The organism is Variovorax sp. P4_B11 (genome assembly GCF_056402355.1).
The window spans coordinates 59,065-82,914 of the sequence record NZ_JBFUHO010000033.1 but is presented as its reverse complement, the minus strand read 5'-3'; the positions used below and the strand labels follow the sequence as shown (position 1 = coordinate 82,914).

Below are 23,850 nucleotides of genomic sequence, written 5' to 3'. Positions count from 1 at the left end.
GTCTCGCGCTATGCCGAACAATTGGGACTCTCCACCGAAAGGCTCAACCGGATGGTACGCAATGAGACGGGGCAGAACGCCCAGTCCCTGATCCACACCCGGCTTGCGCGCGAAGCCTGCCGCAGGCTCGTACACGTAGCGGCGCCCGTGTCCAGGTTGGCCTTCGACCTCGGCTTTCAGGATCCCGCCTACTTCTGCCGCTTTTTCAAGCGGCACACGGGCCTCGGGCCGAGGGAATATCGAACTCGGACGCTCGAGCGCTTGGCAGGCTGCTGAAATACCCCTTGTCGTATGGCTTCGTGGAGACCCATGGCGTCCGCTGCGCCAATCAGATCATGCAGCCGTGGCCAGCATCACCGCATACGCCTTGAATACCGCCGTCGCGGCTTGCCCGATGGCCAGGCCCAACGCATCGACCGCATCGTTGGTCACAGCGGCCGCCAGCTTGCCGCCACCCGGAAGCGTGACGAGCACCAGCGACGACACCGCGCCCCGCTCGACGCGCGAGATGGTGCCGGCGAACTGATTGCGGGCCGACAGCACATAGCCGGCGAAATCCGTCACCAGCACGACGGCCGAGGACTTGATCAGCGCAATGGCTTCCTGGCCCACTGCAAGCCCGAGCTTCTGGGCGGCGGCCGTCGTCAGGGTCGCGACGATTTCGTGCCCACCGGCGATCACGAGCGTCGCCTGGGTCGTGACCGGGCCTGACTCGACGGCCGCGATGGTGCCGGCCAACTGGTTGCGGGCTGTGGTCTTCATGGAAATCCTCCTGAGAAGGCCGGCCAATGCCGGCTGTTGGGTGAGCCAGCGCTCCTGCGTGCGCAGGAAGCCGAGATGAGCCGCCTGCACGATGCGCCAGGCCGCCAGAAGATCACGGGCCGCGCGGGTCAGCCGGGTGCCGCCGCCCCCCTTGCCGCCGATCGCGCTTTCGAGCAAGGGTTCGCTGGCCAGGTTCTCCGCCGTCTCGAGCAGCAGCCAGGCGCCCTTGTAGCTGTAGCCCGCGGTGCTCGCCGCACGGTTGATCGAGCCGGTGTTGTCGATCGCCTCGAGCAGCGCGAAGAAGCGCGCATCGAGCCGTCCCGCCAGCTTCAGCTCGCCCGACAGCAACGTCGCGTCAGCCATGGACTGGCGCTCCCAGCCATCCCCGCACCGCCCCTTCGGCGGCGGTGACCACCGGCGGGTCCCATCCGGGCACCAGCAAGCGCTGAGTCAATTCGCGTCCGGCGCCGCGCCGGACATCGACTTCGCGCACGGCCCGCCCGCCCTCGATCACGAAGGCGACGTCGGCCAGCGCCAGCACGTCGTCGATGTCGTGCGTGATCATCACCACCGGCACGCGCCGGCGTGCACAGACCTGCGCCAGTTCGCGACGAAGCTGCTGCCGAAGCATCGGGTTCAACGCTGCGAAGGGCTCGTCCAGCAGCAGCACCGAAGGCTCGCAGGCCAGGGCGCGGGCCAGCGCCACCCGCTGCTGCTGGCCACCCGACAGCGCGGACGGCCGGCTGCGCGCGAAGGCGCCCAGGCCGAAGCTCTCCAGCAATCCGTCGACCCGTTCGGCGTCGTGCGGAGACAGGCGCCGATGCCACCAGTTCTTGAGCCCGAAGCTCACGTTCTCCCGAACGCTGAGGTGCGGGAACAGCGCATAGTGCTGGAACAGGTAGCCGACGCGCCGCTCGGCCACCGCCAGATCGATGCCGAGTCTTGCATCGAACAACGTCCGGCCGCCGATGCGTACATGCCCGGCCGCCGGCCGTTGAAGCCCGGCGATCGCCTGCAGCGTGAGCGATTTTCCCGCGCCGGACGGTCCGTACAGCGCGACCACGGGGGCCTCGCAGGCGAAGCGTACGTCCAGATCGAACCGGCGGGTGCCATCGCTGACCGAAGCCTGGAGATCGATGTCGATCATCACGCCCCTGCCCGCTCAGGGCTTCCCGAAGCCGTACCTGGCCAAGACATCGACGGCCGGTGGCGTGGACAGGAAGGCGATGAAATCCTTCGCGAGGGCCTTGTTGCGGCTCTCGCTGACCACGATCACCGGATAGCTCACGGGCGTGTGCCCCCCCGCGGTGAGCACCACCCTCACCTTGTCGCCGCCGATCGCCGCGTCGGTGCGATAGACGAAACCCGCATCGGCCTCGCCGCGCGCCACGTAGTCCAGCACTTGGCGGACGGTGTCTGCATAGACGAATTTCGATTCGAGCACCGGCCAGAGCCCAGCGGTGTCGAGCGCTTCCCTGGTGTACCGGCCGACGGGCACGGTGGCGGTCTTGCCGATCGCGATTCGCTTCACGCCCGGAGACGCCAGATCCGCCAGCGACCGGATCTCCGGCGCACCCTGCGCCGGGGCCACCAGCACCACGCTGTTGAGCGCGAAGTCCCGCTTGCTGTCCGGGTCGAAGAGCTTCTGCTCGATGCCTCGCGTGACGCTGACCTGGTCCGCGCTCGCGAACACATCCACCGGTGCGCCCTGTGCGACCTGCTGGAGCAGCACGCCGGACGCGGCGAAATTGAAGCGCAGCGTCACGCCGGGCTTGCCGGCCTCGAACTTCGGGCCGAGTTCCTGGAACGCATGGGTCAGGCTCGCCGCAGCCGAGACGGTGAGTTGCTGCGCAGCGGCCGATGGTGGCAACGCGGCCGCAACGACCACTGCGACGACAGCGAGGAAACGGATGGAACGCATCTGCGAAACTCCTGGAGGGTCAGCGAAGGGAAAGGAAGCGAGCGGAAGCGACCAGCACGGCGATCGAGATGGCGGAAGTGACGATCACAAGTGCCATGGCCGTCTGGTCCTGCCCGGCCTGCACCGCGTCGTAGATCGCCATCGAAAGCGTCTGGGTCTGGCGGGGGATCGATCCGGCCACCATCAGCGAAGCGCCGAACTCGCCCATGGCGCGGGCGAAGGCCAGCAGCGTGCCGGCCAGGATGCCGGGCCAGGCGAGCGGCAGCGTGATGCGCACGAACACGCTCCAGGGTGTTTGCCGCAAGGTGCGCGCAGCGGCTTCCAGCGTGCGGTCGACGCCCGTGAAGGCGGCCCCGGCCGACTTCAGCACCAGGGGCAGCGCGACCACTGCGGACGCAACGACCGCGCCGTGCCAGTTGAAGATGATCGTGTAGTCGAAGTGCGCTCGCAGCCAGCCGCCGAGCGCGCTGCGCCGGCCGGCCAGGACCAGGATGCCATAGCCGATGACGGTCGGCGGCAGGACCAGCGGCAACATGCAGGCCGCTTCGAGAACGGAACTGCCCGGGAAGGCATGGCGCGCGAATACCCAGCCCAGGGCCACGCCAGCCAGCAACGCGAGCACCGTGGCCACTGCGGCCACCTGGAGCGACAGAATCAACGGCGAGGCGTCGAAGTTGTGTAGCGAGTCCGACATCATTGCGACATTCCTTACGTAGCGGGCTACATAGCGTCATTCATCGCAATATGCAGGCCCGCATGAACAGCTCCAGGGCCTCGCGTGCCTGCCCCGCCCGGTGGACCGCGGGCTTCAGCAACAGGCGATGCGGTCCGAGTCGCTCACGCAGCATGTGCAGGCGAGCCGCGCAATGGGCCGGGTCGCCGATCACCGCGTTGGCCAGGATGACGGCATCGCTCGCATCGGGCGCGAACATCGGCGGCAGGCTCCCCGGCGCAAAGCGCACACCCATCAGGCCGGGGTACGCGCGCACCGCCGCGACCCCACGCTCGACGGCGAGCCGGTGATCGGGCTCGCAATGGAAGAAGCGCGCAATGGCGAAGGGAAAGTCGCCGCGCCCCGCGCGCTCGGAGGCCACCACCGCGGCGACATCGGCGAGGTCCAAAGAAGGCGTCGCCATCAGCCCGTGGCCCCCCGCCGCGGCCAGCCGCCGCGAATCGGCGCTCAGGCTCGCCAGCCACACCGGCATGGGCTGCTGCAGCGGCCGCGGCTGGATCGACAGGCCCTCGCAGCGATAGAAGCGGCCGTCGAAGCTCGGTGCCGGCTCGCGCCAGAGGCGAAGGATCAGTTCCAGGGCCTCATGCATGCGGGCCCGCGCGATCTCCGCGGAGGGCAGCGCCGCATGACGGTATTGCTCGGGAAAGGGGCCGCCGCGCGCGACGCCGAACTCGATGCGCCCGCGGCTCAGCAGATCGAGCGTCGCCACGTCTTCGGCCACGCGCACGGGGTCGTTGAGCGCCAGCAACGCCGCGCCGGTGCCGAGCCGCACGCGGGACGTGCAGGCCGCCAGGTGGCCCAGCAGCACGGTCAGCGCGCTGCCGATCGCGAAGCGGCTGTAGTGGTGCTCGGCCACCCAGACATCGTCGAAGCCCAGGGCCTCGGCCGCGACGGCGGTACGCACCATCTGGTCGAGCGCGTCGCCGGCATCGCCATCGGGGTCCTCGACGTTGAGAAAAACGCCGTAGCGTTGCGCTGGTTCGGACATGGTGGCACCCTTGGACAGAGAGATGGAGGTGACGCGGTGTGCAGTGCCGCGTCAGCCGTGGCGCAGGCATGCGCGCGGCCCGGTCCCGGCCGGTGCCGCCACCGACGGCGGCAGCCCATCCCTGGACAGGGCCGCCACGAAACTGGCCACGCTTGCGCTGCGCAAGGGCCGCCACGGCACGCCGTGGCGGGCGCACAGGCGCCGCAGGGCCGCGAGCGAATCGTGATCGATCAGGTCCAGCGCGCAGCACACCAGATCGGCGCCGGCCAGCAGCGACGCGAAGCGCGATGGACGCCCGTCGTCGTCGATCAGGCCCGCATGCAGCACGAACTCGCCCCCGGCCTGCTGCACCATCGAACGCAGCGCCGCATTGCTTCGCGGTCGTCCTCCCACGTACACCAGGCGCTGCCCTTTCAGTCGGGCGGCCCACGCCGGCGGATGCAGCAAAGCGCCTTCCAGCGCCTCCAGTTCCTGCTGCAGACCCGCGATGTGCGCCTGCGCGCGAGCCGCATGGAAGGCAGGGACATTCATGGCGAGTGCTCCGTCGCAATCACGGCACTGCGCGGCCGCTGGACGCGCCGGCGATGCGGGAGGGCCGCGCGGGAAACCAGCTGCGCACCGTGTCGTACGCATAGCGCGTGAGCTCGCGCCGGCGCGCCTGGGGGGCCAGCAGATAAATGGAAAGCGCTTCGGCCCAGTTCCAGAAGTCCGCCCGCACCGCCGGGGGAAAGCCCGCGTCGTCGAAGGCATGCCAGAGCTGCACCAGCCAGACCTCACGGCCCTCTTCGTCCAGCAGCAACGGCAGGCCGGCGGCGGCCTGAAGCCGGGTGTGGCGCTCGCTGTAGTACAGCGGGCCGCCGCAGGCCTCGACCACGAAATCGGCCACACGCTGCGCGACGCAGTCGAAGCAGCGGCCGGACCGGGCGAACAGCGGCGTGCGCCGCAGGCGCAGCATGTGGGCGTGGACGAGTGCGCGCAAGCCCTCTTCGTTGCACATGGCCAGCAATCGATGCGGCGGCTGCGGCAGCTGCGGCAGGCAGGCCGGCGGCAGGCCGACGCTGCGCCCCAAGGGCCAGTGCAGCGTCAGGTAGCACGCCCGGTCGCAAGGCACCCAGCGCGCGGGTGCCGGCGGGGGCTCGGCGAGAGGATTCGATGACGTCGGCATGTCGGTTCTGTCGTCCGGTTTGTCGGCTATGCAGTGACATACATAGCGATGGACTCTCCATTGCAATCGTCATGCCCGCGGCATCAGTCCGGCAGCGGGAGAGCCGGCGCCTCTTCGGCGCCGAAGCACACGCCGTGATCGGTACACACGCCGCAGCTCGGGGCCTTGCAGATGAACAATGCCTCGCGCTCGCACAGCTGCTTGTAGAAGAACCGCTTCCACTTCATGTCGTGCGTGTTGCGGGCCGCCAGGCGCGGGAACCAGCACGCGATCAACGCGGAGAGCTCGCGGCGCGAAGGCAGGTGCAGGTCCTGCCACAGATGGTTGTCGCCGAGGCTGGCGCAAGCGAGGGCATGCGCAACGGCCTCCGACGCCGCGGCCGGCCCGGCGTCGACGTCGGCATGGTCGCGCAGCAGGCCGACCAGGTCTTCGATCTCGTCCCGGCGCGGCTCCGCGCGCTCGGCCCCGGCGAGCGCCGTCCAGTCCAGGCCCAGTGCTTCATCGGCGCCGGGGAACCAGTGCACGAACAGCGCGCGCGTGGCGACGGCGTCCAGCCCCGGCATCGGCAGCAGGCCGCGGCCATGGCGCTGGAAGGCCGCCGAGAGCACGCCGGCCAGCGCCAGCGCCGCCGGGTCCCCCGCATCTGCGGCGCAGGACATCAGCACCGCACGCGCACCCATGGTCACACCGATGCGGCGGCGTGCGTGTAGCACTTCTTCGGGCAGATCTTCGCGCAGGCCGTGCAGCCGATGCACAGCGCCTGGTGGGCGATCGTCATGACCTTCTTTTCGTATTCCTCGTCTTCGTCCTCGTCGCCTTCGAGGCGGATGTGCTCGCCGTCCTCGTCGAGTCCGACGAGTTCGAGCACGCCGCGCGGGCAGACCTTGAAGCAGCGGCCGCAGCCGATGCACTTGTCCTCGTCCAGCGAGGCGACGAAGGTCGGCGTCCAGGTGGCGCCGCTGGGAAGGGTGACACTGAAGGCCGTCATCGCTGGTTCCTTCTCGTCAGGAGGCCGCGGCGGCCTGGAGCTTGCGCGCGGCCATCAAGGCCGCGTGGGTGTCGTGGCAACGCTGCGCGACCGATAAGATCTGCTCCCAGTGGGTGGGCAGCTCTTCCGACAGGTCGTGCAGGTCCATCTTGGCCTGCGTGGCCTGCGCATTGAGTTTCTTCAGGCGCACCTTGAGTTCTTCGGGGCTTTCCATGTTCAGGCTCCGTACTGGGCGACCGCCGGGTACTCGCGGATCATCGCGACCGCCTCGTCGAAGAACTTGGTGCCGGCTTCCGACAGCTTGGCCAGCGAGGAGAAGCCGAAGCGGTGGACGTCGCGCAGCTGCTTGTTGACCACCACCAGCCGGCCGGCGATCAGCACTAGGCGACCGAAGCCTTCATGGCTCATCTTCATCATCGGCGACACCATCTGGCCGGTCTCGCGCTCGATCGCCACCGCGATCGCGTTGTAGAAGATCTCCAGGCGCCACAGGATCTCCGGATCGGGATCGCCCATGATGGGGATCGCGCGGCGCTCCTCGGGCGTGTGGACGTAGGGCTTGAGCAACTGCATGTCGCTCTTGCCTTCCCACGCACCGTGCGTGTCCTGCGCACGCAGCTGCTTGACCAGCTGCTGCACGAACGGGCTGGCGAGATGGGCTTGGTCGCCCGCTGCCGCCTCGATGATTGCTTGTTCAGCCATGTGGAACCTCGTCGTCTTCGAAATCGAATGAGCGCTCGCCATCCCTGGCGAGTGCCTTGCGCAGCCACGGTGGCGGCGTGCCCTTGAAAACCTCCTGGAGCTTGTCCAGGATCTCGGCGATCGGCTCGGGCTGCGGCACCTTGATCGGGTGGATCTTCAGCGCCACCACGCGCGCGGCGCCGGAGCCGCCGATGGCGGCGACGTAGAGAATCGCGCAGTCCTTGATGGCGTCGAGCTTGGGCGCCAGCTTGTCCTCGTCGCCGTCCTCCTCCAGCTTGCCGCCGAAGTCGAAGCTCTCGACGAAACGGTGGCCGTCGGCCGTGACCTCGTAGACCACGATGGCTTTGGCCCAGCCGAAGTGCGCATCCACGCGCTCCTTGTCCTGGGTGGCGAAGGCGATTTTCATGGGGACTCCTGGTTGCTGGATTCAGGCGCTGGCCGCCGCGATGGTGCTTTCGACGGCGTCCGCGCGGCTCGCGGCCGCGGCGGCGCGGCGCGCCTCGTGCGTGAGCGGCCAATCGCCGGCGTGGTGATGGGCGATGCGTTCCATCATCAGGTTGGAAACCTCGAAGATCAGGTTCATCGTTCCGCGATAGCCGACATGGCGGCGGTGCGCGTTGCCGATGCGGTCGAACACCGGAAAGCCGATGCGCAGCAGGGGCTTGTCGAGGCGCTCGGCAGCCTGGCGGCCATGCGAATGCGTGATCAACAGGTCGCAATCGGCCGCGCCGCGCTCCAGGTCCTCGAGGTCGCCGAGCACCACCTGCCCGGCGGGCAGCAGCGCGTGCGCCGCCGACTTGGTGGTGCTCACGCAGCAGCGCAGCTCGGCGCCCATCTCGTGCAGCAGGCCGCCCACCGCCAGCAGCAGATCAGGCTCGGCGCCGATGGCGACCTTGATGCCGCCGGTGTAGAAGTGCCCGTCGAGCATCGCGTCGAGCAACTGGCTGCGCTGGCGCCGGTACTTCGCCGGCACCGGCCGTTCGGCAAGCTGCGACAGCCGCTGCAGCAGGCGGTCGTTGACCTCGAGGCCGGTCAGCCGCTCGAAGACTTCGAAGGGCGTGCCTGCGATCGACTGCAGCGCCTCGGCGGCCTCGCGCGTCTGCTCGCCCACGGCGATCGTGAACGCCGATGCCCCCGCCGCCCGGACCTGTTCCAGCGTCGTGCCGCCGATCGTCGTGCCGCGCCAGTCGGGCGCGATGTGGCCATCCAGCGACCCGGAGATGTCGGGCAGCACGATGACCGACAGGCCGAAGGCCTCGACGATCTCGCGCAACTCGTCGATGTCGCCCGGCGAGAGATGGCTGCCCGGCAGCAGGGTGACCTGCCGCGCGTCGACCGGCAGCGGCTTGACCAGCGCGCGCACGATGCCGGTGACCGCGTGCTTGTAGCCGTCCTCGAACCCACCCACGTAATCGGGCGTCGACACGTAGAGGATCTCGGTGTCGTCCAGCTCGGGCTTGCGCTTGCGCACCGTGGCCAGGTAGCCGGTCACGTCGTCGCCCTTGGTCTCGGTCAGGCCGGTGGAGCAGATCGCGATGATCCTCGGCGCCGCGCGCTTGCGGATGTTGAGCAGCGCGGCCTCGATGTTCTCGTAGCCCCCGAGGATGGTCGTGACCTCGTTCATCGCCGTGGTCTGGAGCGGGATCGCCTCCTTGAAGTGGCGCACCAGCAGCACCAGCGCGAACGAGGTGCAGCCCTGAGAGCCGTGCATCACCGGCATGCAGGCATCGAGCCCCATGAACGCGAAGCTCGCGCCCAGCGGCTGGCTCATCTTGAGCGGATTGACCGCACAAGCTTTCTTGGACTCGACGACGCTGGCCATGCTGTTTCGCTCCCGCTTGCGTCCTGCTCAGGCCGGGACTTCGTCGGGCTCCAGGCCCATGGCCCGGCGGGCGACCTCGGCCAGGAATCCCATGCCCGGCGCCACGGCGTTCTGCTGCGCGACGACCCGCACAGCACCCAGCGTCTCGCCGTCGTCGCCCCAGGGCGCCGGGATGCGCACCTGCTGCCACACCGGATTGAAGATCGCGCGGTCGATCTCGTGCACCAGCTCGACCATGCCCTCATAGCCGCCGTAGGGATGGTGGCGCTCCTGGTTGATGTCCAGCCAGGGCATGCGCGCCTTCAGCGCGACGAACTGCGAGCGGCCGCCCGACAGCATGATGTCGGCCTTGGCGTCCTTGAGCATGTTGTACATCTCGCGCGGCGTCATGTCGTCGATCATGTGGGCGTCGTCGCCCATGATCTCCTTGATCTTCTCCTTGTCTTCCCTGGTGCTCTTCTTGACGCTGGTGCCGACGACTTCCAGGCCCGCCTCCTGCAGCGCCGCGACCACCGACCAGGACTTCACGCCGCCGGTGATCAGCAGCACCCGCTTGCCGGCCAGGCGCTGCTTGTAGTGCGCGATGCGCTTCCAGGCGCGCGCTTCTTCCACCTCGATCAACCGCTCGGTGCGCTCCAGCAGCTCGGCGGGCGCGCCCTGCGCCACCAGCAGCCGCGCGATCTGGCGCAGCGTGTCGCTCATGTCGCCGATGCCGTAGAACGAACCCTCGAAGTATGGAATGCCCCAGCGCTGCTGCATCTTGGTCGCGATGTTGATCATCGACTTGGAGCAGACCATCATGTTCACCTTGGCCCGGTGCGCGCTCGCGACTTCGTTGTAGCGGCCGTCGCCCGAGATGCACGAGAGGATGCGGATGCCCAGCGCGTCGAGCAGCGGTTTGGCTTGCCAGAGCTCTCCGGACAGGTTGTATTCGCCGATGATGTTGATGTCGTAGGGCGTCGTGTACGCTGGCTCCCGCGTGCCGATCACGTAGTCCAGGATGGCTTCGCCGCCGAGCTTGTTGCCCAGGTTCTTCGGACCGGCGAAGCCGGGCGAGTTCACCGGGATCACCGGCTTGCCGAACTTCTCCGATGCGCGTTGGCACACCGCTTCGATGTCGTCGCCGATCAACGCGGTCACGCAGGTCTGGTAGACGAAGACGGCCGGCGGGTCGTACTTCTCGATGATCTCCCGCACGCTCTTGAAGAGACGCTTCTCGCCGCCGTAGACCACGTCGAGTTCGTTGATGTCGGTCGTGAAGCCGGTGCGGTAGAGCTGCGAGCCGGAGGACGCCGAATGCCGGTTGTCCCAGGAGTTGCCTTCGCAGGCGATCGGCCCGTGCACGAGGTGCGCAACGTCCACGATCGGCTGCAGCGCGATCTTGGCGCCGTCGAAGGCGCAGCCGCCGGCCGCGGCGCCCGGCGAGAGCTGCTTGGTGCAGCCCTTCTTGCGTTCCTTCTCGCTCTTGCCCTGGTTCTTGTCGCAGCCGGGCTCATCGAATACTTCGGCGATCTTGGCTTTCAGCGAGACTGACATGGAAGACTCCCGACAGGTGGATGAGGCTCTCATTGCAGGTTTGGTGCCAGCGTCCGGGAGGCCGTTCGGGGGCGATTTATCGCCGGTTTGGCGGTCTTTTGGCGCGCCGGGCGCCACCCTGCTGGCGGGTTTGAACGGAATGCGACAAAGGCCTTGCGACACACGACGGTGCGCCACGCGCAGCAACGCGTCCGATCCTTCAATACGCAATCTCGAACCACACCGGCTCGTGGCGGCGCAGCTGGCCGATCAGGTGCACGGTGGCCGGCACCAGCGACCGGATGCCGTACCAGACCTGCTCGCGGCGCGGCTGGACGTCGTGCTCCAGCAGACCGCGCAAGGCCTGCCAGCCGGTCCAGTCGATCCATGCAAGGCGGCCGCGCAGGGCCGGCGCCAGGTGGTCCAGCGTCTGCGCGATGGCGAGCAGCGACATCTCCACGCCGGCCAGCGTGTTCGGGCTGGCGAACAGCTCGCTGTCGTCCCGCATCTCGGCCGTCAGCGCCTGGATGGCGTCGGCGCAGCCACACACGATGTCGCATTGCATCCGGGACAGCATCGCAGGTCTCCTCAGGCGGCGAGCCGGTGGGCATGCGAGCGCTCGATGCCCAGCTTCATGGCCTCGCTCGTTCCGGATTCAGTTGTCGTCCGCCAGCACTTCGAGCGCAATGAGCTGCTCGTAGAGGGCGCGCCGCGCCCACCAACGGGCCTCGCCCGCCAGCCGCGGATCGGCCCCTTCGAACGCACCGATCGCCTCGCGGTCGTTCCAGTAGATGCAGCTCTGCCCGCCGCGCGCGGCGAGCGCAGCGGCCAGCGCGTCGCGCTCGGCCACCGGCTCGGTGCGAAGCACGCCACGGCCGAGCAGGTGATCGGCGCGGTAGAGCGGCGTGTCCCAGCCGTGCGCGTCGCCCAGCGCGCAGAGGGCCGGCGAACGTTCCCGCGCAGCGTCGTCGGGCCCGGCATGCCCCGCGGCTTCCAGCAGGTCGCGTGCCGTCAGCTCGTCGTGGATCTCCCAGGGGTCGAGCGGATCGGAGGCCGCCACCTTGCGCGCGAAGTCCTCGTCGTCATAGGCGAACCAGGCGCGCGGGTCGCCTTGTTGCGGAAGTTCCACCACGAAGATCACGGCCGGTTCCCGCGTTGTCTCAGGCGCTCTGCGGGTCTTGCATCAGCGGGGCTGTCATTCCACGCCTTCCGCATGGGCCTTGGCCCAGATCGCGTGGCGGATGCGCTGGGTGATCGCGGCCGGGCTGGGGTCGAACGCGCGCTGCGCGGCCGCCATCGCCCCCTGGGCGATGGCGGTTTCCGCATGCGTGAGCGGAATCCGCCCGGCCATGTGCGTGGCACCGTGCACCGCCTTGCCGATGGCCTGCCGGTTCGGATGCTCCAGCAGCGGCACCAGGTGGTCGGTCTCGCGCGCGCCGGCCAGGCAGACCCAGCCGTCGATCACTTCGACCTTGCGGCCATCCTGTGTCGTCTTGACCCATACGGCATCTGTCATGGGATAGGTTCCTGGCAAGAAACGGGGTGGTCCCGGTCAGCGGATGATGTCGTAGCTGTAGTCGGTCTTCGCTGCGACGATGGTGTTGGCATCAAGCGTCTCGAAGAACTCGTCCAGCAGCATGATCAGCGTGCGCATCGCACCGTCGTAGCCCCAGGTGGGGTAGCGGTGGTAGTGGTGGCGGTCGAAGATCGGGAAGGTCATGCGCACCAGCGGCGTCTTGGTGTCGCGCTCCAGGTACTTGCCGTAGGTGTTGCCGATCAGGAAATCGACCGGCTCCGTGAAAAGCAGCGAGCGCAGGTGCCACAGGTCGCGCTTGGGGTAGACCTTGCAGCCGGCGCCGTACGGCGAGCTGTCGAACAGAGCCTGCACCTTCTTCGCCCAGGTTTCCGTGCCGTTGGTCGCGAGCACGTGGGCCGGCTCGGCGCCCAGCTCCAGCAGGAACCGGGTGGTACCCAGCATCTGGTCGGGGTCGCCGTACAGCGCGAAGCGCTTGCCGTGCAGATGCGCCTGGCTGTCGGCCATGGCGTCGACCAGCTGGCCGCGCTCCTTTTCCAGCGCCGCCGGGACCGGCTTGCCGGTGAGGCGGGAGATCGCCATCAGGAATTCGTCGGTGCCAGCCACCCCCATCGGCGCGTTCAGCACCACCACCTCCTGGCCGTGCTCGGCGATGAACTTGCTGGTCTTCTCGCAGCAGTATTCCTGGAACACGATGGTGGCCCTGGCATGCAGGGCCGCCACGACTTCTTCCTTGGTGGTCCCGCCTTCGTACATGCGGAACTCGCCGTCGGTGGGCGTGTTCCAGTTCTCCGACGGGTCGCAGATGACGTTCACCTTGACGCCGAACAGATCGAAGATGTGGCGGATCTCCTTCATGTTGCCGACGACGAAACCGTCGAAGCCGCCGATGAAGTTGATGCTCTCGTCGGGCACGCGCTCGAGCTTTTCGGCCGTGCCGGCCTTGCCGTCCCAGAAGTGCTTCAGGATGCCCAGCAGCGCGTTGTCGTACCCGGTGATGTGGCTGCCGACAAAGGCCGGCGTGTGCGCGAAGGGCACGTCGTAGTCGTCCGGCACGCTGCCCTTCTGCTTGCTGTTCTTGATGAAGGCGTCGAGGTCGTCGCCGATCACCTCGGCCATGCAGGTGGTCGACACCGCGATCATCTCGGGCTTGTACAGGTTGTAGGCATTGGCCAGGCCGTCGATCATGTTGTTCAGGCCACCGAACACCGCGGCGTCCTCCGTCATCGACGAACTCACGCAGGAGGTCGGCTCCTTGAAGTGGCGCGAGAAGTGCGAACGGTAGTACGCCACGCAGCCCTGCGAGCCGTGCACGAAGCTCAGCGTCTTGGCAAAGCCGTTGGCCACGTACACGGCGCCCAGCGGCTGGCAGGCCTTGGCCGGATTGACGGTGAGCGAATCGCGCTTGAAGTTCTTTTCCTTGTAGTCCTCGGTCTTGGTCCACTCGACGATCTGCTTGACGGTCTCGTCGGAATGGTTGAACTCGAACTGTTCCTTCTTGGTGCGGAAGATTTCCTGGTACTCGGGCTCACGGAACAGCAGTTCGTGGTCGAGGATCTTGTCGGCTGATTGGGGCATGGCGGGCTCCTGAGGGTTGTCTGTGAGGCGATAGGGGTCGGTGACCGGGGAGTGGCCGGCGATCACCGACCACCGGGTGTCAGGCGGCTTTCTTCCAGGGCGCCTTGGTCAGGCTCCAGATCGGGCTGGAGATGGCCATGTCCATGTCGCGCGCGAAGATCGCGAAGCCGTCGTAGCCGTGGTAGGGGCCGGAATAGTCCCAGCTGTGCATCTGGCGGAACGGCACGCCCATCTTCTGGAACACGTACTTCTCCTTGATGCCGGAGCCGACCAGGTCGGGCTGCACCTGTTCGACGAACTTCTCGAACTCGTAGCCGGTGACGTCGTCATAGATCAGCGTGCCGTCCTTCACATAGTGGGTGGTTCGCTGGTAGTCGTCGTTGTGGCCGAACTCGTAGCCGGTGCCGACCACGTCCATGCCCAGGTCCTCGTAGGCACCGATGACGTGGCGCGGGCGCAGGCCGCCGACGAACAGCATCACCTTCTTGCCCTGCAGGCGCGGCTTGAAGCGCGCGATCACCGCATCCATCAGCGGACGGTACTTCTCGATCACGCGCTCGGCGTTGGCCTTGATGGTGTCGTCGAAGTGGCTGGCGATCTCGCGCAGGCTCTTCTCGATCATGGTGGGGCCGAAGAAGTTGTATTCGACCCATGGAATGCCGTACTTCTCTTCCATGTGCCGGCTGATGTAGTTCATCGAGCGATAGCAATGCAGCACGTTGAGCTTGGCCTTGGGCGTGTTCTCCAGCTCGGCGATGGAGCCGTCGCCCGACCACTGCGCGATCACGCGCAGGCCGATTTCCTCCAGCAGGATGCGGCTGGACCAGGCGTCGCCGCCGATGTTGTAGTCGCCGATGATGGCCACGTCGTAGGGCGTGGATTCGAAGTCGGGGCGCTTGTTCGGATCGACCTTGTCGAACACCCAGTCGCGGATCGCGTCGTTGGCCAGATGGTGGCCGAGCGACTGGCTGACGCCGCGGAAGCCCTCGCAGCGCACCGGCACGATGGTGTGGCCTTCGTACTGCTTGGCCTTCTTCTTCGACACGGCCTCGATGTCGTCGCCGATCAGGCCGATCGGGCATTCGCTCTGGATCGAGATGCCCTTGTTCAGCGGGAACAGCTCCTGGATCTCGTCGATGATCTTGTCGAGCTTCTTGTCGCCGCCGAAGACGATGTCCTTCTCCTGGAAGTCGGAGGTGAACTGCATCGTCACGAAAGTGTCGATGCCGGTGGTGCCGATGTAGTAGTTGCGGCGCGCGGCCCACGAATACTGGCCGCAGCCGACCGGGCCGTGGCTGATGTGGATCATGTCCTTGATCGGGCCCCAGACGACGCCCTTGCTGCCGGCGTAGGCGCAGCCGCGGATGGTCATGACGCCCGGCAGCGACTTGATGTTGGACTTGACGCCGCAATCGGGCTTGCCTTCGTCGAAGGTTCCGAGGTGCTTGGCGCGCCGCTTGGCCATCTTTTCGGGATAGGCCTTCAGCACTTCATCGATCAGGGCCTTGTTCGCGGCCTTGCGTTCTTCAACCGTGGCGGTCATGGGATGCTCCGTAGGGTGGGTGGGGACGGTGCGGACCCGCGGCGACGGACGCTCATGGCGTCAAGCGGCAGCGGGCCCGGGTCGGCGTCAGGCCGCGGCGGCCAGTTCTTCGGCGGTCTTGCCGACCTGGGACTCGTCGACCTGCTTCATGATCCCGTGCTCCATGAGCAGGTCTTCGAGCTGGTCCATCGTGATCGGGGTCGGGATCGTGCCGTTGCCCGCGTTGTCGTGGATCTTGGTGGCGAGCGTGCGGTACTCGGCGGCCTGCTTGGATTCCGGCGCGAACTCGATCACCGTCATGCGGCGAAGCTCCGCGTGCTGCACGATGTTGTCGCGCGGCACGAAATGGATGAGCCGCGAGCCCAGCATCTTGGACAGCGCATCGGCGAGTTCGAGTTCCTTGTCGGTCTGGCGTTCGTTGCACACCAGCCCGCCCAGGCGAACGCCGCCCGAGTTGGCGTACTTCAGAATGCCCTTGGAGATGTTGTTGGCCGCGTACATGGCCATCATCTCGCCGGACATCACGATGTAGATTTCTTGCGCCTTGTTCTCGCGGATGGGCATGGCGAAGCCGCCGCACACCACGTCGCCCAGCACGTCGTAGGACACGTAGTCCACGCCGTCATAGGCGCCGTTCTCCTCGAGGAAGTTGATCGAGGTGATCACGCCGCGGCCGGCGCAGCCGACGCCCGGCTCCGGACCGCCGGACTCGACGCAGCGGATGTCGCGATAGCCGATCTTCATGACGTCTTCCAGCTCCAGGTCCTCCACCGAACCGGCTTCCGCGGCCAGCGAGAGGATGGTGTCCTGTGCCTTCGCGTGCAGGATCAGCCGGGTCGAGTCGGCCTTGGGGTCGCAGCCGACGATGAGGATCTTCTGGCCGAGTTCCGTCAACGCCGCGAGGGTGTTCTGGGAAGTCGTCGATTTGCCGATGCCGCCTTTGCCGTAGAAGGCGATTTGCCGAAGTTTGGCCATAGCAGTACTCCATTCAGGAAGGGTTGAAAAACAAGGTTGCGTAGCCGCGCCCATGTCAGCCTGTCGTGCCTGTTGGTCTTCTTCTGTGGGGTCACGCATCGGCCGGACCTGTGTCCGCGCAGACCCTTCTTCGCAGCTTCCGTGCCATGCGGTTCCGGCACCGTCGGCAGGGCTCGTGCCATGCCCTTCCACAGAGGGAAAACAGCTCTCCGGCGCAGATCGCAATGCCAGTCGGCGCACATTGTTCGCTTCGCGACAAACGCTGCACGGCGCGTCGGAAAAAAGACCTGCCATGCAACACGCGGGGCCGCTTTGTGTCGGGTTTGCAGCGCGCCGCAGGCCGACATCCCCTGGTACGTTCGTTGCAGGAGACGGCACATGAACGCCGCCGCGAACAACACCCTGCCGCTGCGCCAACGCCCCCCGCACTTCGACATGCTCGGCGGCCGGGCCGGCGTCGTGCAGTTGGTCGACTCTTTCTATCGCCACATGGACACGCGCCCCGATGCGCGCGGCATACGTGCCATGCATGCGCCGGACCTTGCATCGACCAAGGCCGTGCTCGTGCTCTACCTGTGCGAGTGGCTCGGCGGCCCCAAGGCGTATTCGGCCCGCCGTGGCCACCCCCGCCTGCGCATGCGCCATGCGGGCTTCGCCATCGGCACGGACGAACGCGACGCCTGGCTGGCCTGCATGCAGGCCGCGCTGCAGGACGCCGGCGCCGCGCCCGCGCTGCGAGACGAACTCATGGCCGCCTTCTTCAAGACGGCCGACTGGATGCGCAACACGGCGCCGGTCCCCGCTGCCGCTTCTTCTTCTGAATTCATCACCACCAAGGAATCTCCATGAATGCCACGCTGGACCGCAAGGAACTCGACGACACCGCGTTTGCCCGGCTCGAGAAGGAGGGGCGGCTGCTGAACCCCGTGTTGAAGGCGCCCACCGGCAAGTTCGGCCGTCTCGGCTTTCGCGGCGAACTGGCGCTGCGCTTTGCGCCCAAGCTGGCCGACGAGGCACGCCCGCCGGAACTCACCTGCGACCAGGTGATGGCCGTCGGGACCACGGGCGACCGGCACCTGCCCTTCTTCGCGGGCTACCTGCTGAGCTTCGAGCACCTGAAGGACGTGGCCGAGGTGCTGGGCGAGACGCTCAGCGCCGGCGGCAAGTACTTTCTGTTCTGCAACAACATCGACCTGAGCAGGAAGTACCAGGTGCCCTACAAGGGCGCCCTGTTCTACGTGCTGCCGATCGACGAGAGCACGGTCTACAACGAACTGCTGGCGCTGCTGTACCTGGAGAAGAACGAACTCAAGAAGAAGGACAGCGCCGGCAAGCTCGATGCGGTGGCCGATGCGGCGATCAAGTTCGACGTCACCTTCGACACCATCACCTACGCCGAGGGCCTGGAACTGATGGGCCCAGTGCGCAACCCGAACGAGAACCGTCCGGTCTGATCCGCTGGAACACACGCCATGAACGCCCTGCATCGACGCCTGGCCGTGACTGCGTCCGCCGGCACTTCTCGCGCCGTGCGCCGCACCGCCGCATGGCGAGAGGCGGCCAACACCGCGATGCCGCCGCTGTCGCATGCCGAACTCGCGACCTGGCTGGCACAGCAGGACTTTCCCGGCCCGCAGGCGCGCCGCGACAACGGCGACACGCCGCTGATGCGGGCCGCATGGCATGGCGAGCATGAGGTGGTCGAGGCCTTGCTGGCGGATGGCGCTGCGCCCGATGCGGTGAACGACGAGGGCAACAACGCGCTCTGGTTCGCCTGCCTGCACGGCGGTCCGGCGACCATCCTGCGGCTGATCCAGGCCGGCACGCCGATCGACCATGCCAACGACGACGACATCACCTGCCTCATGCAGGCCGCCGCGAGCGGCCGGCTGGAGATGGTGCACCTGCTGCTGGCGCAAGGGGCGGCGCCGGACCTGAGCGCGCCGGACGGCCGCAGCGCCTTCGACATGGCCGCCGACCGCGGGCTGGAACTGCTGCGCCTGGCCCGTCGCCGGTTGGCCTCTTCGCCCTGAGACCCCCCATGTCGGCCGCACGCTCAGCCACTGTCCTGGCCTACCACGCGCGCACCAAGCACCGGCCGGTGCGCCCGCCGCGCGGCTGCCATTGCCGGCCGACGACGGGCGGCCGATATACCGCTGGCGAGCGCCAGGAGGACACGCCATGAAGGGCCAGCGCACATTCCGCCGTCTCACGCTGGCCGAACTCGGAGCCTGGCGGCTCCAGCGGCCGGACGCGCTGCTGCTCGACGCGCGCGACGCCGCCAGCCACGCGCGCGACGGCTGGCCCGGCGCCGTGCGGATCTCGGGCGACAACCAGGACATGCTGCTGCTGCGCACCGAGCGCCGGCGCCCGGTGCTGATCTACTGCCACCACGGCAACGCCAGCCAGGCCTACGCGCAGATGTTCGCCGACTTCGGCTTCACCGACGTGCACGACCTGATCGGCGGCCATGCCGCCTGGGCGGTGGCCGGCGCCCCGATGGCCCACATCACCGACGCACCGACGACTTGAACCGGAGACCGGAATGCCCCTCTATGACTACCACTGCCCCGCCTGCGGCCAGCGCTTCGAGATGCTGGTGCGCTCCGGCACCCAGCCTGCCTGTCCGCAGTGCGGCAGCACGGCCCTGGAGAAAGCCGTCTCGCGCATCGCGCCCGCCGGCAAGATCGAGGCCATCCGGATGTCGAACCGCCGCGCCGCGGCGGCCCAGGGCCACTTCGACCAGTACAGCGCGGCCGACCGCGCCAGGCTGCTCAAGGGAAAGAACGTCTGAAATGAAGCACCCCCCGAAGCGCCTGCGGCGCCTCCGAGTCGCTGCCAGAGGCAGCGGCTCTTCGGTTCCGTCCAAGCCTGCGCAGGCAGGCTTGGAGCCGCGGACCTCAGCCCCTCAAGGGGGGCGATACCGGCGGCCCGGCAAAGCCGGTTCCGCGGTATCCCTGGTATCGGACTGCGCCGGTTTCATGGGTCGTGGATCGCGCACCGCGCGGTGGAGCAACTGATATGGACCTCGTCTACAAAACGACCATGCTGGCCCAAGGCGGCCGTGGCGGCCAGGTGCAAAGCGAGGACGGCAGCTTCAAGCTCAAGCTCGTCGTCCCGAAGGAGATGGGCGGCAAGGGCGACGGCCCCAATCCGGAGCAGCTCTTCGCGGCCGCATTCGCGGCCTGCTTCGAACATTCCGTGCGCCACATCGCCCGCGCCGGCAAGCTGCCGCTGCGCGGCTGCTACGTCGAGGCCGTGCTGTCGATGTACGTGAACTTCGAGGGCGCCTACCGCATGGCGCTGAGCCTGACCGCCTTCATGGCCGGAACGCTGGACCAGCCCACCGCCGACAGCCTGATGGAACGCGCCAGGGGCATCTGCCCCTACGTCGACGCCACCAAGTCGAGCATGACACTGAACCTCAAGGCGGTGCTCGACACGCCGGTGGCGGCCTGAGCCGTGCGGCGCCGACCCTTCTTCTTTCTCACCGCCAGCAAGGTCGACGCGTGGCTCATGCAGATCCAGTGAACCCGCAGCCGCCGGCCGTCGGCGCGCTGCCGCGCGGCCCGATCGCCTACAGCCCCGCCCGCTTCGCCGACGCCAAGGCGTTCGTCTTCCGCCTGTGGTGCGAACTCGCCCTCGAGCGCCAGGCCCCGGTGCCCAGCGATCTCTCAGGGGCCTGCAAATACGGCTCGCTCTTCGTGCAGGGTGTCTTCGGCGGCGTCATCGAGGGCCACTATGCCCACCAGTTCAACCGGATCGACGGACGCCTGATCGACCTCGGCCACGACGCGCTCGACGTCGGCCGCATGCGCAACCCGTACCTGCACGACGCCGACTACTTCCTGATTCCCGAATACCGCGACCGCCTCGCCCGCTGCGCGCCGCGGGTCGAGGCATGGGTGGCAGGGTTCCTGTGTCCTCCTCTCTCTTCTCCTGAAAGGCTCACACCATGTTCATCGCCATGAACCGCTTTCGCATCGCGCCGGGCCGCGAAGCGGAGTTCATCGAGGTCTGGCGCCAGCGCGACAGCAGGCTGGCCGACGTGCCGGGCTTCCAGCGTTTCAATCTCCTGCAGGGGCCGAGCGACGCGCAGGCGACCGTGTTCGTCTCGCATTCGACCTGGGAGAGCGCCGAGGCCTTCGAGGCCTGGACGCGCTCCGAAGCCTTCCGCGCGGCGCACGCCGGTGCCGGCCAGCAGCGCGGCCTCTACCTGGGACCGCCGCAGTTCGAGGGCTTCGAGGCCGTCCTGTAGCCGGCCGGGCCGTTCAGAAAGGCCCGCACCGGACCTTCGGGAAGGCCAGCCAGCAGCTTCTCGGCCAGGCGCTGCGGGCACCTTGGCTTCCTGGCGTTCACCACTGCATCTGGAACAGGTCCGACTGGCTCTGCCGGTACACGCGCAGCCACAGCAGCGTTGCCGGCACCAGCGATTCACAGGCGAACCAGAGCGCCTCGTCGAGTTCCTCGCCGGCCGGGCCGGACAGGCGCGGGCGCAGCGCCTCCCAGCCCCGCCAGGCGAGTTCGGGCATTTCGAGCCGAACCGCGGGATCGACCTGGCCCATGCTGTCCGCCAGAGTCCCGAGCTGCCGCAGCACTTCGGCGCGCGTCAGGCGCGAGCGCAGCAGTTCTTCGCGCTCCAGCCCTTCGACGAGGATGACCACCGCCGTGCCGGCCTGCTCGATGATGGCCAGCAGGGCGCTGGTCTCGATGGGGCGGACGCCTGTCATGCCGGCACCGCCGTGCGCTGCGCGTGCGCAGATGCCGCCAGCAGGCGCGTGTTCAGTTCCAGTGCGAACTCGCGCCAGGCCGCCGCGAGATCGCGTGCGATGGCGCGCTGCAGCAACGCATCGGGCCGGTGCTCGCCGGGAAAGTTCGACAGCGCGCACGAGCTGCCGTTGAAGGCCAGCGCATTCGACAGCAGTTCGCCGTTCCAGCCCTTGAAAGCGACCAGCAGCGCAGGCGTCAGCGCATGCCGGCCGGCTTCGGCCGGCCGGGCGCGGTCGAGGCCGAGATCAGGCAGCAAGCCGTCGAGCGCGATCAGCGTTTCGCTGTAGACCTGCTCGACGGTCGCCAGCAGCGCGCGCTGCGTCAGCTGTTCCGCCTGCTGGGTGGAGAGCAGCCGCGCCAGATGCTGGCGATAGTGCGAAGGGGCCTGGGCGCGGCGCGCCGACACCTCGGCCTTGAACCGGCCGAGCGGGTCGTCCGCATCGCCGGCGCCGGCAGGTGCCGCGGGCACCGGCGCCAGCGCCCGTGCGATGCGCGCCGCCGCTTCCAGCGCGCCTTCCATGTGGCCTGCGCCGTGCGCGGCGCTCTCGCTGCTGCCGAAGTACAGGCGGCCCGCCCAGTGCGGCCGTCGCAGCGCCGGGTCCGCCTGCGGCGGCTCGGGCGGACCTTCGCGGTCGGCGGTGCTGCAGGTCCAGGGCTCGCCGGCCCAGTCGAGCACGTGCAGGTGCCCCTCCTGGTGCGCCTGGGCGCCGTGGAGCTGGGCAAGCTGGCTCTCGATCAGCATCGGCATGCCGCGCCGGAAGTCGACACGCTGCGCGGCGCCGAGCGCGACGAAGCCGCCCAGCGCGCCGGCGCCGGTGGCCGCGTCGCTGGCATCGAACACTTCCCCCAGCACGGCCTGGGCATGGCGCACGAAGGCGTTGCCCGAGTGGCCCGCCACGCGCCAGAACGGGCGCGGGTAGGTGGTGACGGCCTTGGCCTGCGCTGCCATCCAGGTCGGCGTGGCGGCGAGCGCTTCAGCCAACGCTGCCGGCAGCGGCGGATCGAAGGCGATGCGCTCGTGCACCAGGCGCGGCGGCAGCGCCAGCACGGCATGGCGCGCGCGCAGCGGGCGCGTGCGGCCGTCCGCTTCGAGTTGCAGTTCGAGCCAGGCGCCGTGGTCGCGCAGCAGGCGCAGCGCGCTGCCGGTGTACACGCTGCCCTCGGGCAGGGCGGCGGCGAGCGCATCGACCAGGCGTGCCGCGCCGCCTTCGATGCGCTGCGCGCCGGCATGCACGCCGCCGGGCGCTTCGCGGCGCTCGGGCTCGCGGTTCGGGTCCGTGAGCCACAACGCATCGCCGGGGTCGTGCTGCGGCGCGCTCGCCAGGCCGAACTCGGCCAGCAGCGCGGCGATGCGCGGCTCGGTCTCGGGCCAGAACCAGGTCGGTCCCATGTCCAGCGCCTGGTCGGTGGCTTCGCAGCGCTGCGTCAGCACACGACCGCCGAGGCGATCGCGCGCCTCGACGAGCGCGACCGAAAGCCCTTGCGCATGCAGCGAGCGCGCCAGCGCGAGCCCGCACAGGCCGGCGCCGACGATGGCCACGTCGGCGACGAGAGGTTCGATGGTGGCCATGGAGGATTGCCCGGGAGATCAAGACGCGCGCAGCGACGCCCGTGGGCGAGATGGGCTCATTTGAAGGTCAGCAGCTCGACGGTGACGGGCTCCTCGCCCAGCACCGCCCTGCAGGCCAGGCGCGACTTGGCGCCGACGCCGACGATGGCGTCGAGCCGCTCGTTCTCTTCGCGCGTGGTCTTCGACAGGCTCTTGCGGCCTTCGAGCACGAACAGGTGGCACAGGTCGGTGCACTTCGCGCCGCCGTCGCATTCGTGCGTCAGCACGCCGGCGCGGCGCAGCGCCTCGAGCAGCGTGATGCCGGACACGGCCTCGTAGCTGTTGCCCGAGGGCAGTACGGTCAAGGTCGTGGTGAGGGTGTTGCTGGTTTCGCTCATGGTCGTTGGATCGTGGTGAGGGTTGGAACGGAAAGACTCAGGCGGGCACGGCCGGCTGAAGCGCGCCCAGCAGCGCTTCGGCGAACTGCGCCAGCGGCATCGGGATGCGCACGATGCCCTGCTCTTCGAGGAAGCGCGCCTCCATGCGCGTGGGCTCGTCGGGCAGCACGGCCCAGTGCCGGTCGCTCGAGCGCTTCATGATCTGGCGCGCGAAGCTGCGCGTGAGCTGGTCGTCGAAGCGGCAGCCCAGGAACAGGAAGCGGCGTCCGCTGCGCCAGGCCTGAACCGCGGGCGGAATCGGCGTCTGGATGTCGATCTCGGTCAGCACCTCGACGTAGTCGCTGTCGGACACGAGGTAGTTTCCGGCCGGGCCGTGGCTGCCGATCGGCTGGTAGAGGATGCGTCCGGCGTCGGCCGGCAGCTCGGGCAGAAACTCGCCGTCGTCGGCATAGACGCCGGTCCACCGGCCGAAATGTTCGGACTGCGACAGTCCCTGGATCTGCGTCCAGCCGCCTTCCGGTCGTACCTGCCGCAGCGCGGCCGCGAATGTGTCGTCGTACCAGGTATCGACCCACAGCCCTGCGCCGCTCGCGGCCAGCGCCAGGTGCAGCGCCGAAGGCTCGGGCGTGGCGGCGAAGGCCTCGTTCATGAGCTGCACCACCGACTTGCGGTGCTTGAAGTTCTCGATGAACTGCGCCGCCTGCGTCAGGCGCTTGCGGATCTTGTGCGGCACGCTGACCTTGGAGGTCATGATCTCCGCGAGCGCCTGCGGGTTGGCCGGCACCTTCGCGCCGCCGCACAGCGAGAGCATGTCGGGGCCGAGATAGGGAATGACGGCGCCGGCATCGAGCTGGCGCGCGATGTCCTGGACCGAGGCGGAGGTGGCAGTGTTCATGTGGGTTCCTTG

At 68.2% G+C, this 23,850-nt stretch carries 33 protein-coding genes; 9 read left to right on the top strand and 24 right to left on the bottom strand.

Annotation, left to right across the window (positions count from 1 at the left end):
- On the top strand, window positions 1-276 hold a 276-nt coding region (locus AC1DYD_RS25595; protein WP_478175567.1), incomplete at its 5' end, for a helix-turn-helix domain-containing protein.
- A 57-nt stretch (window positions 277-333) separates the two neighbouring features.
- Here AC1DYD_RS25595 and AC1DYD_RS25590 read toward each other — a convergent pair.
- The 20 genes from AC1DYD_RS25590 to nifH form a co-directional block, all read right to left on the bottom strand.
- The gene (locus AC1DYD_RS25590; protein ID WP_478175566.1) at window positions 334-1,125 is read right to left on the bottom strand and encodes a TOBE domain-containing protein; all 792 of its coding nucleotides are present in this window, start codon (window positions 1,123-1,125) and stop codon (window positions 334-336) included.
- The gene (locus tag AC1DYD_RS25585; RefSeq protein WP_478175565.1) at window positions 1,118-1,909 is read right to left on the bottom strand and encodes an ABC transporter ATP-binding protein; all 792 of its coding nucleotides are present in this window, start codon (window positions 1,907-1,909) and stop codon (window positions 1,118-1,120) included. The genes AC1DYD_RS25590 and AC1DYD_RS25585 overlap by 8 nt, the downstream gene beginning before the upstream one ends.
- A 15-nt stretch (window positions 1,910-1,924) precedes the next feature.
- Window positions 1,925-2,683, bottom strand: a complete 759-nt coding sequence (modA, locus tag AC1DYD_RS25580; RefSeq protein ID WP_478175564.1) for a molybdate ABC transporter substrate-binding protein — start codon at window positions 2,681-2,683, stop codon at window positions 1,925-1,927.
- A 19-nt stretch (window positions 2,684-2,702) separates the two neighbouring features.
- Window positions 2,703-3,377 (bottom strand): molybdate ABC transporter permease subunit, encoded by a 675-nt coding sequence (gene modB / locus AC1DYD_RS25575; protein WP_478175571.1) that lies wholly within the window; start codon window positions 3,375-3,377, stop codon window positions 2,703-2,705.
- Window positions 3,378-3,417: 40 nt separating this feature from the next.
- Complete coding sequence (locus tag AC1DYD_RS25570; RefSeq protein ID WP_478175563.1) at window positions 3,418-4,404, bottom strand: LLM class flavin-dependent oxidoreductase; 987 nt, start codon at window positions 4,402-4,404, stop codon at window positions 3,418-3,420.
- Window positions 4,405-4,455: 51 nt separating this feature from the next.
- The gene (locus AC1DYD_RS25565) at window positions 4,456-4,935 is read right to left on the bottom strand and encodes a DUF2325 domain-containing protein (RefSeq protein WP_478175562.1); all 480 of its coding nucleotides are present in this window, start codon (window positions 4,933-4,935) and stop codon (window positions 4,456-4,458) included.
- A 19-nt stretch (window positions 4,936-4,954) separates the two neighbouring features.
- Window positions 4,955-5,569: a globin family protein gene (locus AC1DYD_RS25560; protein WP_478175561.1), complete on the bottom strand. Its 615-nt coding sequence runs from the start codon at window positions 5,567-5,569 to the stop codon at window positions 4,955-4,957.
- Between the two features lie 83 nt (window positions 5,570-5,652).
- Window positions 5,653-6,249, bottom strand: a complete 597-nt coding sequence (locus tag AC1DYD_RS25555) for a nitrogen fixation protein NifQ (protein ID WP_478175560.1) — start codon at window positions 6,247-6,249, stop codon at window positions 5,653-5,655.
- Between the two features lie 2 nt (window positions 6,250-6,251).
- Window positions 6,252-6,557, bottom strand: a complete 306-nt coding sequence (fdxB, locus tag AC1DYD_RS25550; protein ID WP_478175559.1) for a ferredoxin III, nif-specific — start codon at window positions 6,555-6,557, stop codon at window positions 6,252-6,254.
- A gap of 16 nt (window positions 6,558-6,573) precedes the next feature.
- Entirely contained in the window at window positions 6,574-6,771 is a 198-nt protein-coding gene (locus tag AC1DYD_RS25545) for a CCE_0567 family metalloprotein (protein WP_478175558.1), read from the bottom strand.
- Window positions 6,772-6,773: 2 nt separating this feature from the next.
- Window positions 6,774-7,259: a NifX-associated nitrogen fixation protein gene (locus tag AC1DYD_RS25540; RefSeq protein ID WP_478175557.1), complete on the bottom strand. Its 486-nt coding sequence runs from the start codon at window positions 7,257-7,259 to the stop codon at window positions 6,774-6,776.
- Complete coding sequence (gene nifX / locus AC1DYD_RS25535; protein WP_478175556.1) at window positions 7,252-7,665, bottom strand: nitrogen fixation protein NifX; 414 nt, start codon at window positions 7,663-7,665, stop codon at window positions 7,252-7,254. The genes AC1DYD_RS25540 and nifX overlap by 8 nt, the downstream gene beginning before the upstream one ends.
- 21 nt (window positions 7,666-7,686) lie before the next feature.
- Complete coding sequence (nifN, locus tag AC1DYD_RS25530; protein ID WP_478175555.1) at window positions 7,687-9,081, bottom strand: nitrogenase iron-molybdenum cofactor biosynthesis protein NifN; 1,395 nt, start codon at window positions 9,079-9,081, stop codon at window positions 7,687-7,689.
- Window positions 9,082-9,108: 27 nt separating this feature from the next.
- A complete protein-coding gene (gene nifE, locus AC1DYD_RS25525; protein WP_478175554.1) occupies window positions 9,109-10,617 on the bottom strand; it encodes a nitrogenase iron-molybdenum cofactor biosynthesis protein NifE in 1,509 nt (502 codons plus the stop codon).
- A gap of 199 nt (window positions 10,618-10,816) precedes the next feature.
- The gene (locus AC1DYD_RS25520) at window positions 10,817-11,173 is read right to left on the bottom strand and encodes a hypothetical protein (protein ID WP_478175553.1); all 357 of its coding nucleotides are present in this window, start codon (window positions 11,171-11,173) and stop codon (window positions 10,817-10,819) included.
- 78 nt (window positions 11,174-11,251) lie between these two features.
- Window positions 11,252-11,737, bottom strand: coding sequence for a hypothetical protein (locus AC1DYD_RS25515; protein WP_478175552.1), 486 nt, complete (start codon window positions 11,735-11,737; stop codon window positions 11,252-11,254).
- A 54-nt stretch (window positions 11,738-11,791) separates the two neighbouring features.
- Window positions 11,792-12,112, bottom strand: coding sequence for a hypothetical protein (locus tag AC1DYD_RS25510; RefSeq protein WP_478175551.1), 321 nt, complete (start codon window positions 12,110-12,112; stop codon window positions 11,792-11,794).
- Between the two features lie 36 nt (window positions 12,113-12,148).
- A complete protein-coding gene (gene nifK, locus AC1DYD_RS25505) occupies window positions 12,149-13,708 on the bottom strand; it encodes a nitrogenase molybdenum-iron protein subunit beta (protein WP_478175550.1) in 1,560 nt (519 codons plus the stop codon).
- Window positions 13,709-13,787: 79 nt separating this feature from the next.
- On the bottom strand, window positions 13,788-15,251 hold the full coding sequence (nifD, locus tag AC1DYD_RS25500; RefSeq protein ID WP_478175549.1) for a nitrogenase molybdenum-iron protein alpha chain: 1,464 nt from the start codon (window positions 15,249-15,251) through the stop codon (window positions 13,788-13,790).
- Between the two features lie 87 nt (window positions 15,252-15,338).
- Entirely contained in the window at window positions 15,339-16,226 is an 888-nt protein-coding gene (nifH, locus tag AC1DYD_RS25495) for a nitrogenase iron protein (RefSeq protein ID WP_478175548.1), read from the bottom strand.
- Window positions 16,227-16,604: 378 nt separating this feature from the next.
- Between nifH and AC1DYD_RS25490 the strand changes: the two genes are divergently transcribed.
- From AC1DYD_RS25490 to hmuQ, 8 genes are all read left to right on the top strand, one after another.
- Window positions 16,605-17,075, top strand: a complete 471-nt coding sequence (locus tag AC1DYD_RS25490; protein ID WP_478175547.1) for a group II truncated hemoglobin — start codon at window positions 16,605-16,607, stop codon at window positions 17,073-17,075.
- On the top strand, window positions 17,072-17,680 hold the full coding sequence (locus tag AC1DYD_RS25485) for a hypothetical protein (protein WP_478175546.1): 609 nt from the start codon (window positions 17,072-17,074) through the stop codon (window positions 17,678-17,680). Before AC1DYD_RS25490 ends, AC1DYD_RS25485 begins: the two co-directional genes overlap by 4 nt.
- 18 nt (window positions 17,681-17,698) lie before the next feature.
- Window positions 17,699-18,259, top strand: coding sequence for an ankyrin repeat domain-containing protein (locus tag AC1DYD_RS25480; protein ID WP_478175545.1), 561 nt, complete (start codon window positions 17,699-17,701; stop codon window positions 18,257-18,259).
- 148 nt (window positions 18,260-18,407) lie between these two features.
- On the top strand, window positions 18,408-18,758 hold the full coding sequence (locus AC1DYD_RS25475; RefSeq protein ID WP_478175544.1) for a thiosulfate sulfurtransferase GlpE: 351 nt from the start codon (window positions 18,408-18,410) through the stop codon (window positions 18,756-18,758).
- Window positions 18,759-18,771: 13 nt separating this feature from the next.
- Entirely contained in the window at window positions 18,772-19,020 is a 249-nt protein-coding gene (locus AC1DYD_RS25470; protein WP_478175543.1) for an FmdB family zinc ribbon protein, read from the top strand.
- A gap of 227 nt (window positions 19,021-19,247) precedes the next feature.
- Entirely contained in the window at window positions 19,248-19,685 is a 438-nt protein-coding gene (locus AC1DYD_RS25465; protein WP_478175542.1) for an Ohr family peroxiredoxin, read from the top strand.
- A 68-nt stretch (window positions 19,686-19,753) separates the two neighbouring features.
- A complete protein-coding gene (locus AC1DYD_RS25460; RefSeq protein WP_478175541.1) occupies window positions 19,754-20,197 on the top strand; it encodes a hypothetical protein in 444 nt (147 codons plus the stop codon).
- Window positions 20,182-20,484, top strand: a complete 303-nt coding sequence (gene hmuQ, locus AC1DYD_RS25455; RefSeq protein ID WP_478175540.1) for a heme-degrading protein HmuQ — start codon at window positions 20,182-20,184, stop codon at window positions 20,482-20,484. Before AC1DYD_RS25460 ends, hmuQ begins: the two co-directional genes overlap by 16 nt.
- Before the next feature lie 97 nt (window positions 20,485-20,581).
- Here hmuQ and AC1DYD_RS25450 read toward each other — a convergent pair whose 3' ends face one another.
- From AC1DYD_RS25450 to AC1DYD_RS25435, 4 genes are read right to left on the bottom strand one after another with little or no spacing between them, the layout of a single operon-like run.
- Window positions 20,582-20,956 (bottom strand): hypothetical protein, encoded by a 375-nt coding sequence (locus AC1DYD_RS25450; RefSeq protein WP_478175539.1) that lies wholly within the window; start codon window positions 20,954-20,956, stop codon window positions 20,582-20,584.
- Window positions 20,953-22,566 carry a flavin monoamine oxidase family protein gene (locus tag AC1DYD_RS25445; protein WP_478175538.1) on the bottom strand — a complete coding sequence of 538 codons (1,614 nt, stop codon included), beginning with the start codon at window positions 22,564-22,566 and terminating at the stop codon, window positions 20,953-20,955. Before AC1DYD_RS25445 ends, AC1DYD_RS25450 begins: the two co-directional genes overlap by 4 nt.
- A 56-nt stretch (window positions 22,567-22,622) precedes the next feature.
- A complete protein-coding gene (locus AC1DYD_RS25440; protein WP_478175537.1) occupies window positions 22,623-22,943 on the bottom strand; it encodes a 2Fe-2S iron-sulfur cluster-binding protein in 321 nt (106 codons plus the stop codon).
- Window positions 22,944-22,980: 37 nt separating this feature from the next.
- The gene (locus tag AC1DYD_RS25435) at window positions 22,981-23,838 is read right to left on the bottom strand and encodes an SIR2 family NAD-dependent protein deacylase (RefSeq protein ID WP_478175536.1); all 858 of its coding nucleotides are present in this window, start codon (window positions 23,836-23,838) and stop codon (window positions 22,981-22,983) included.
- Window positions 23,839-23,850: the final 12 nt, after the last annotated feature.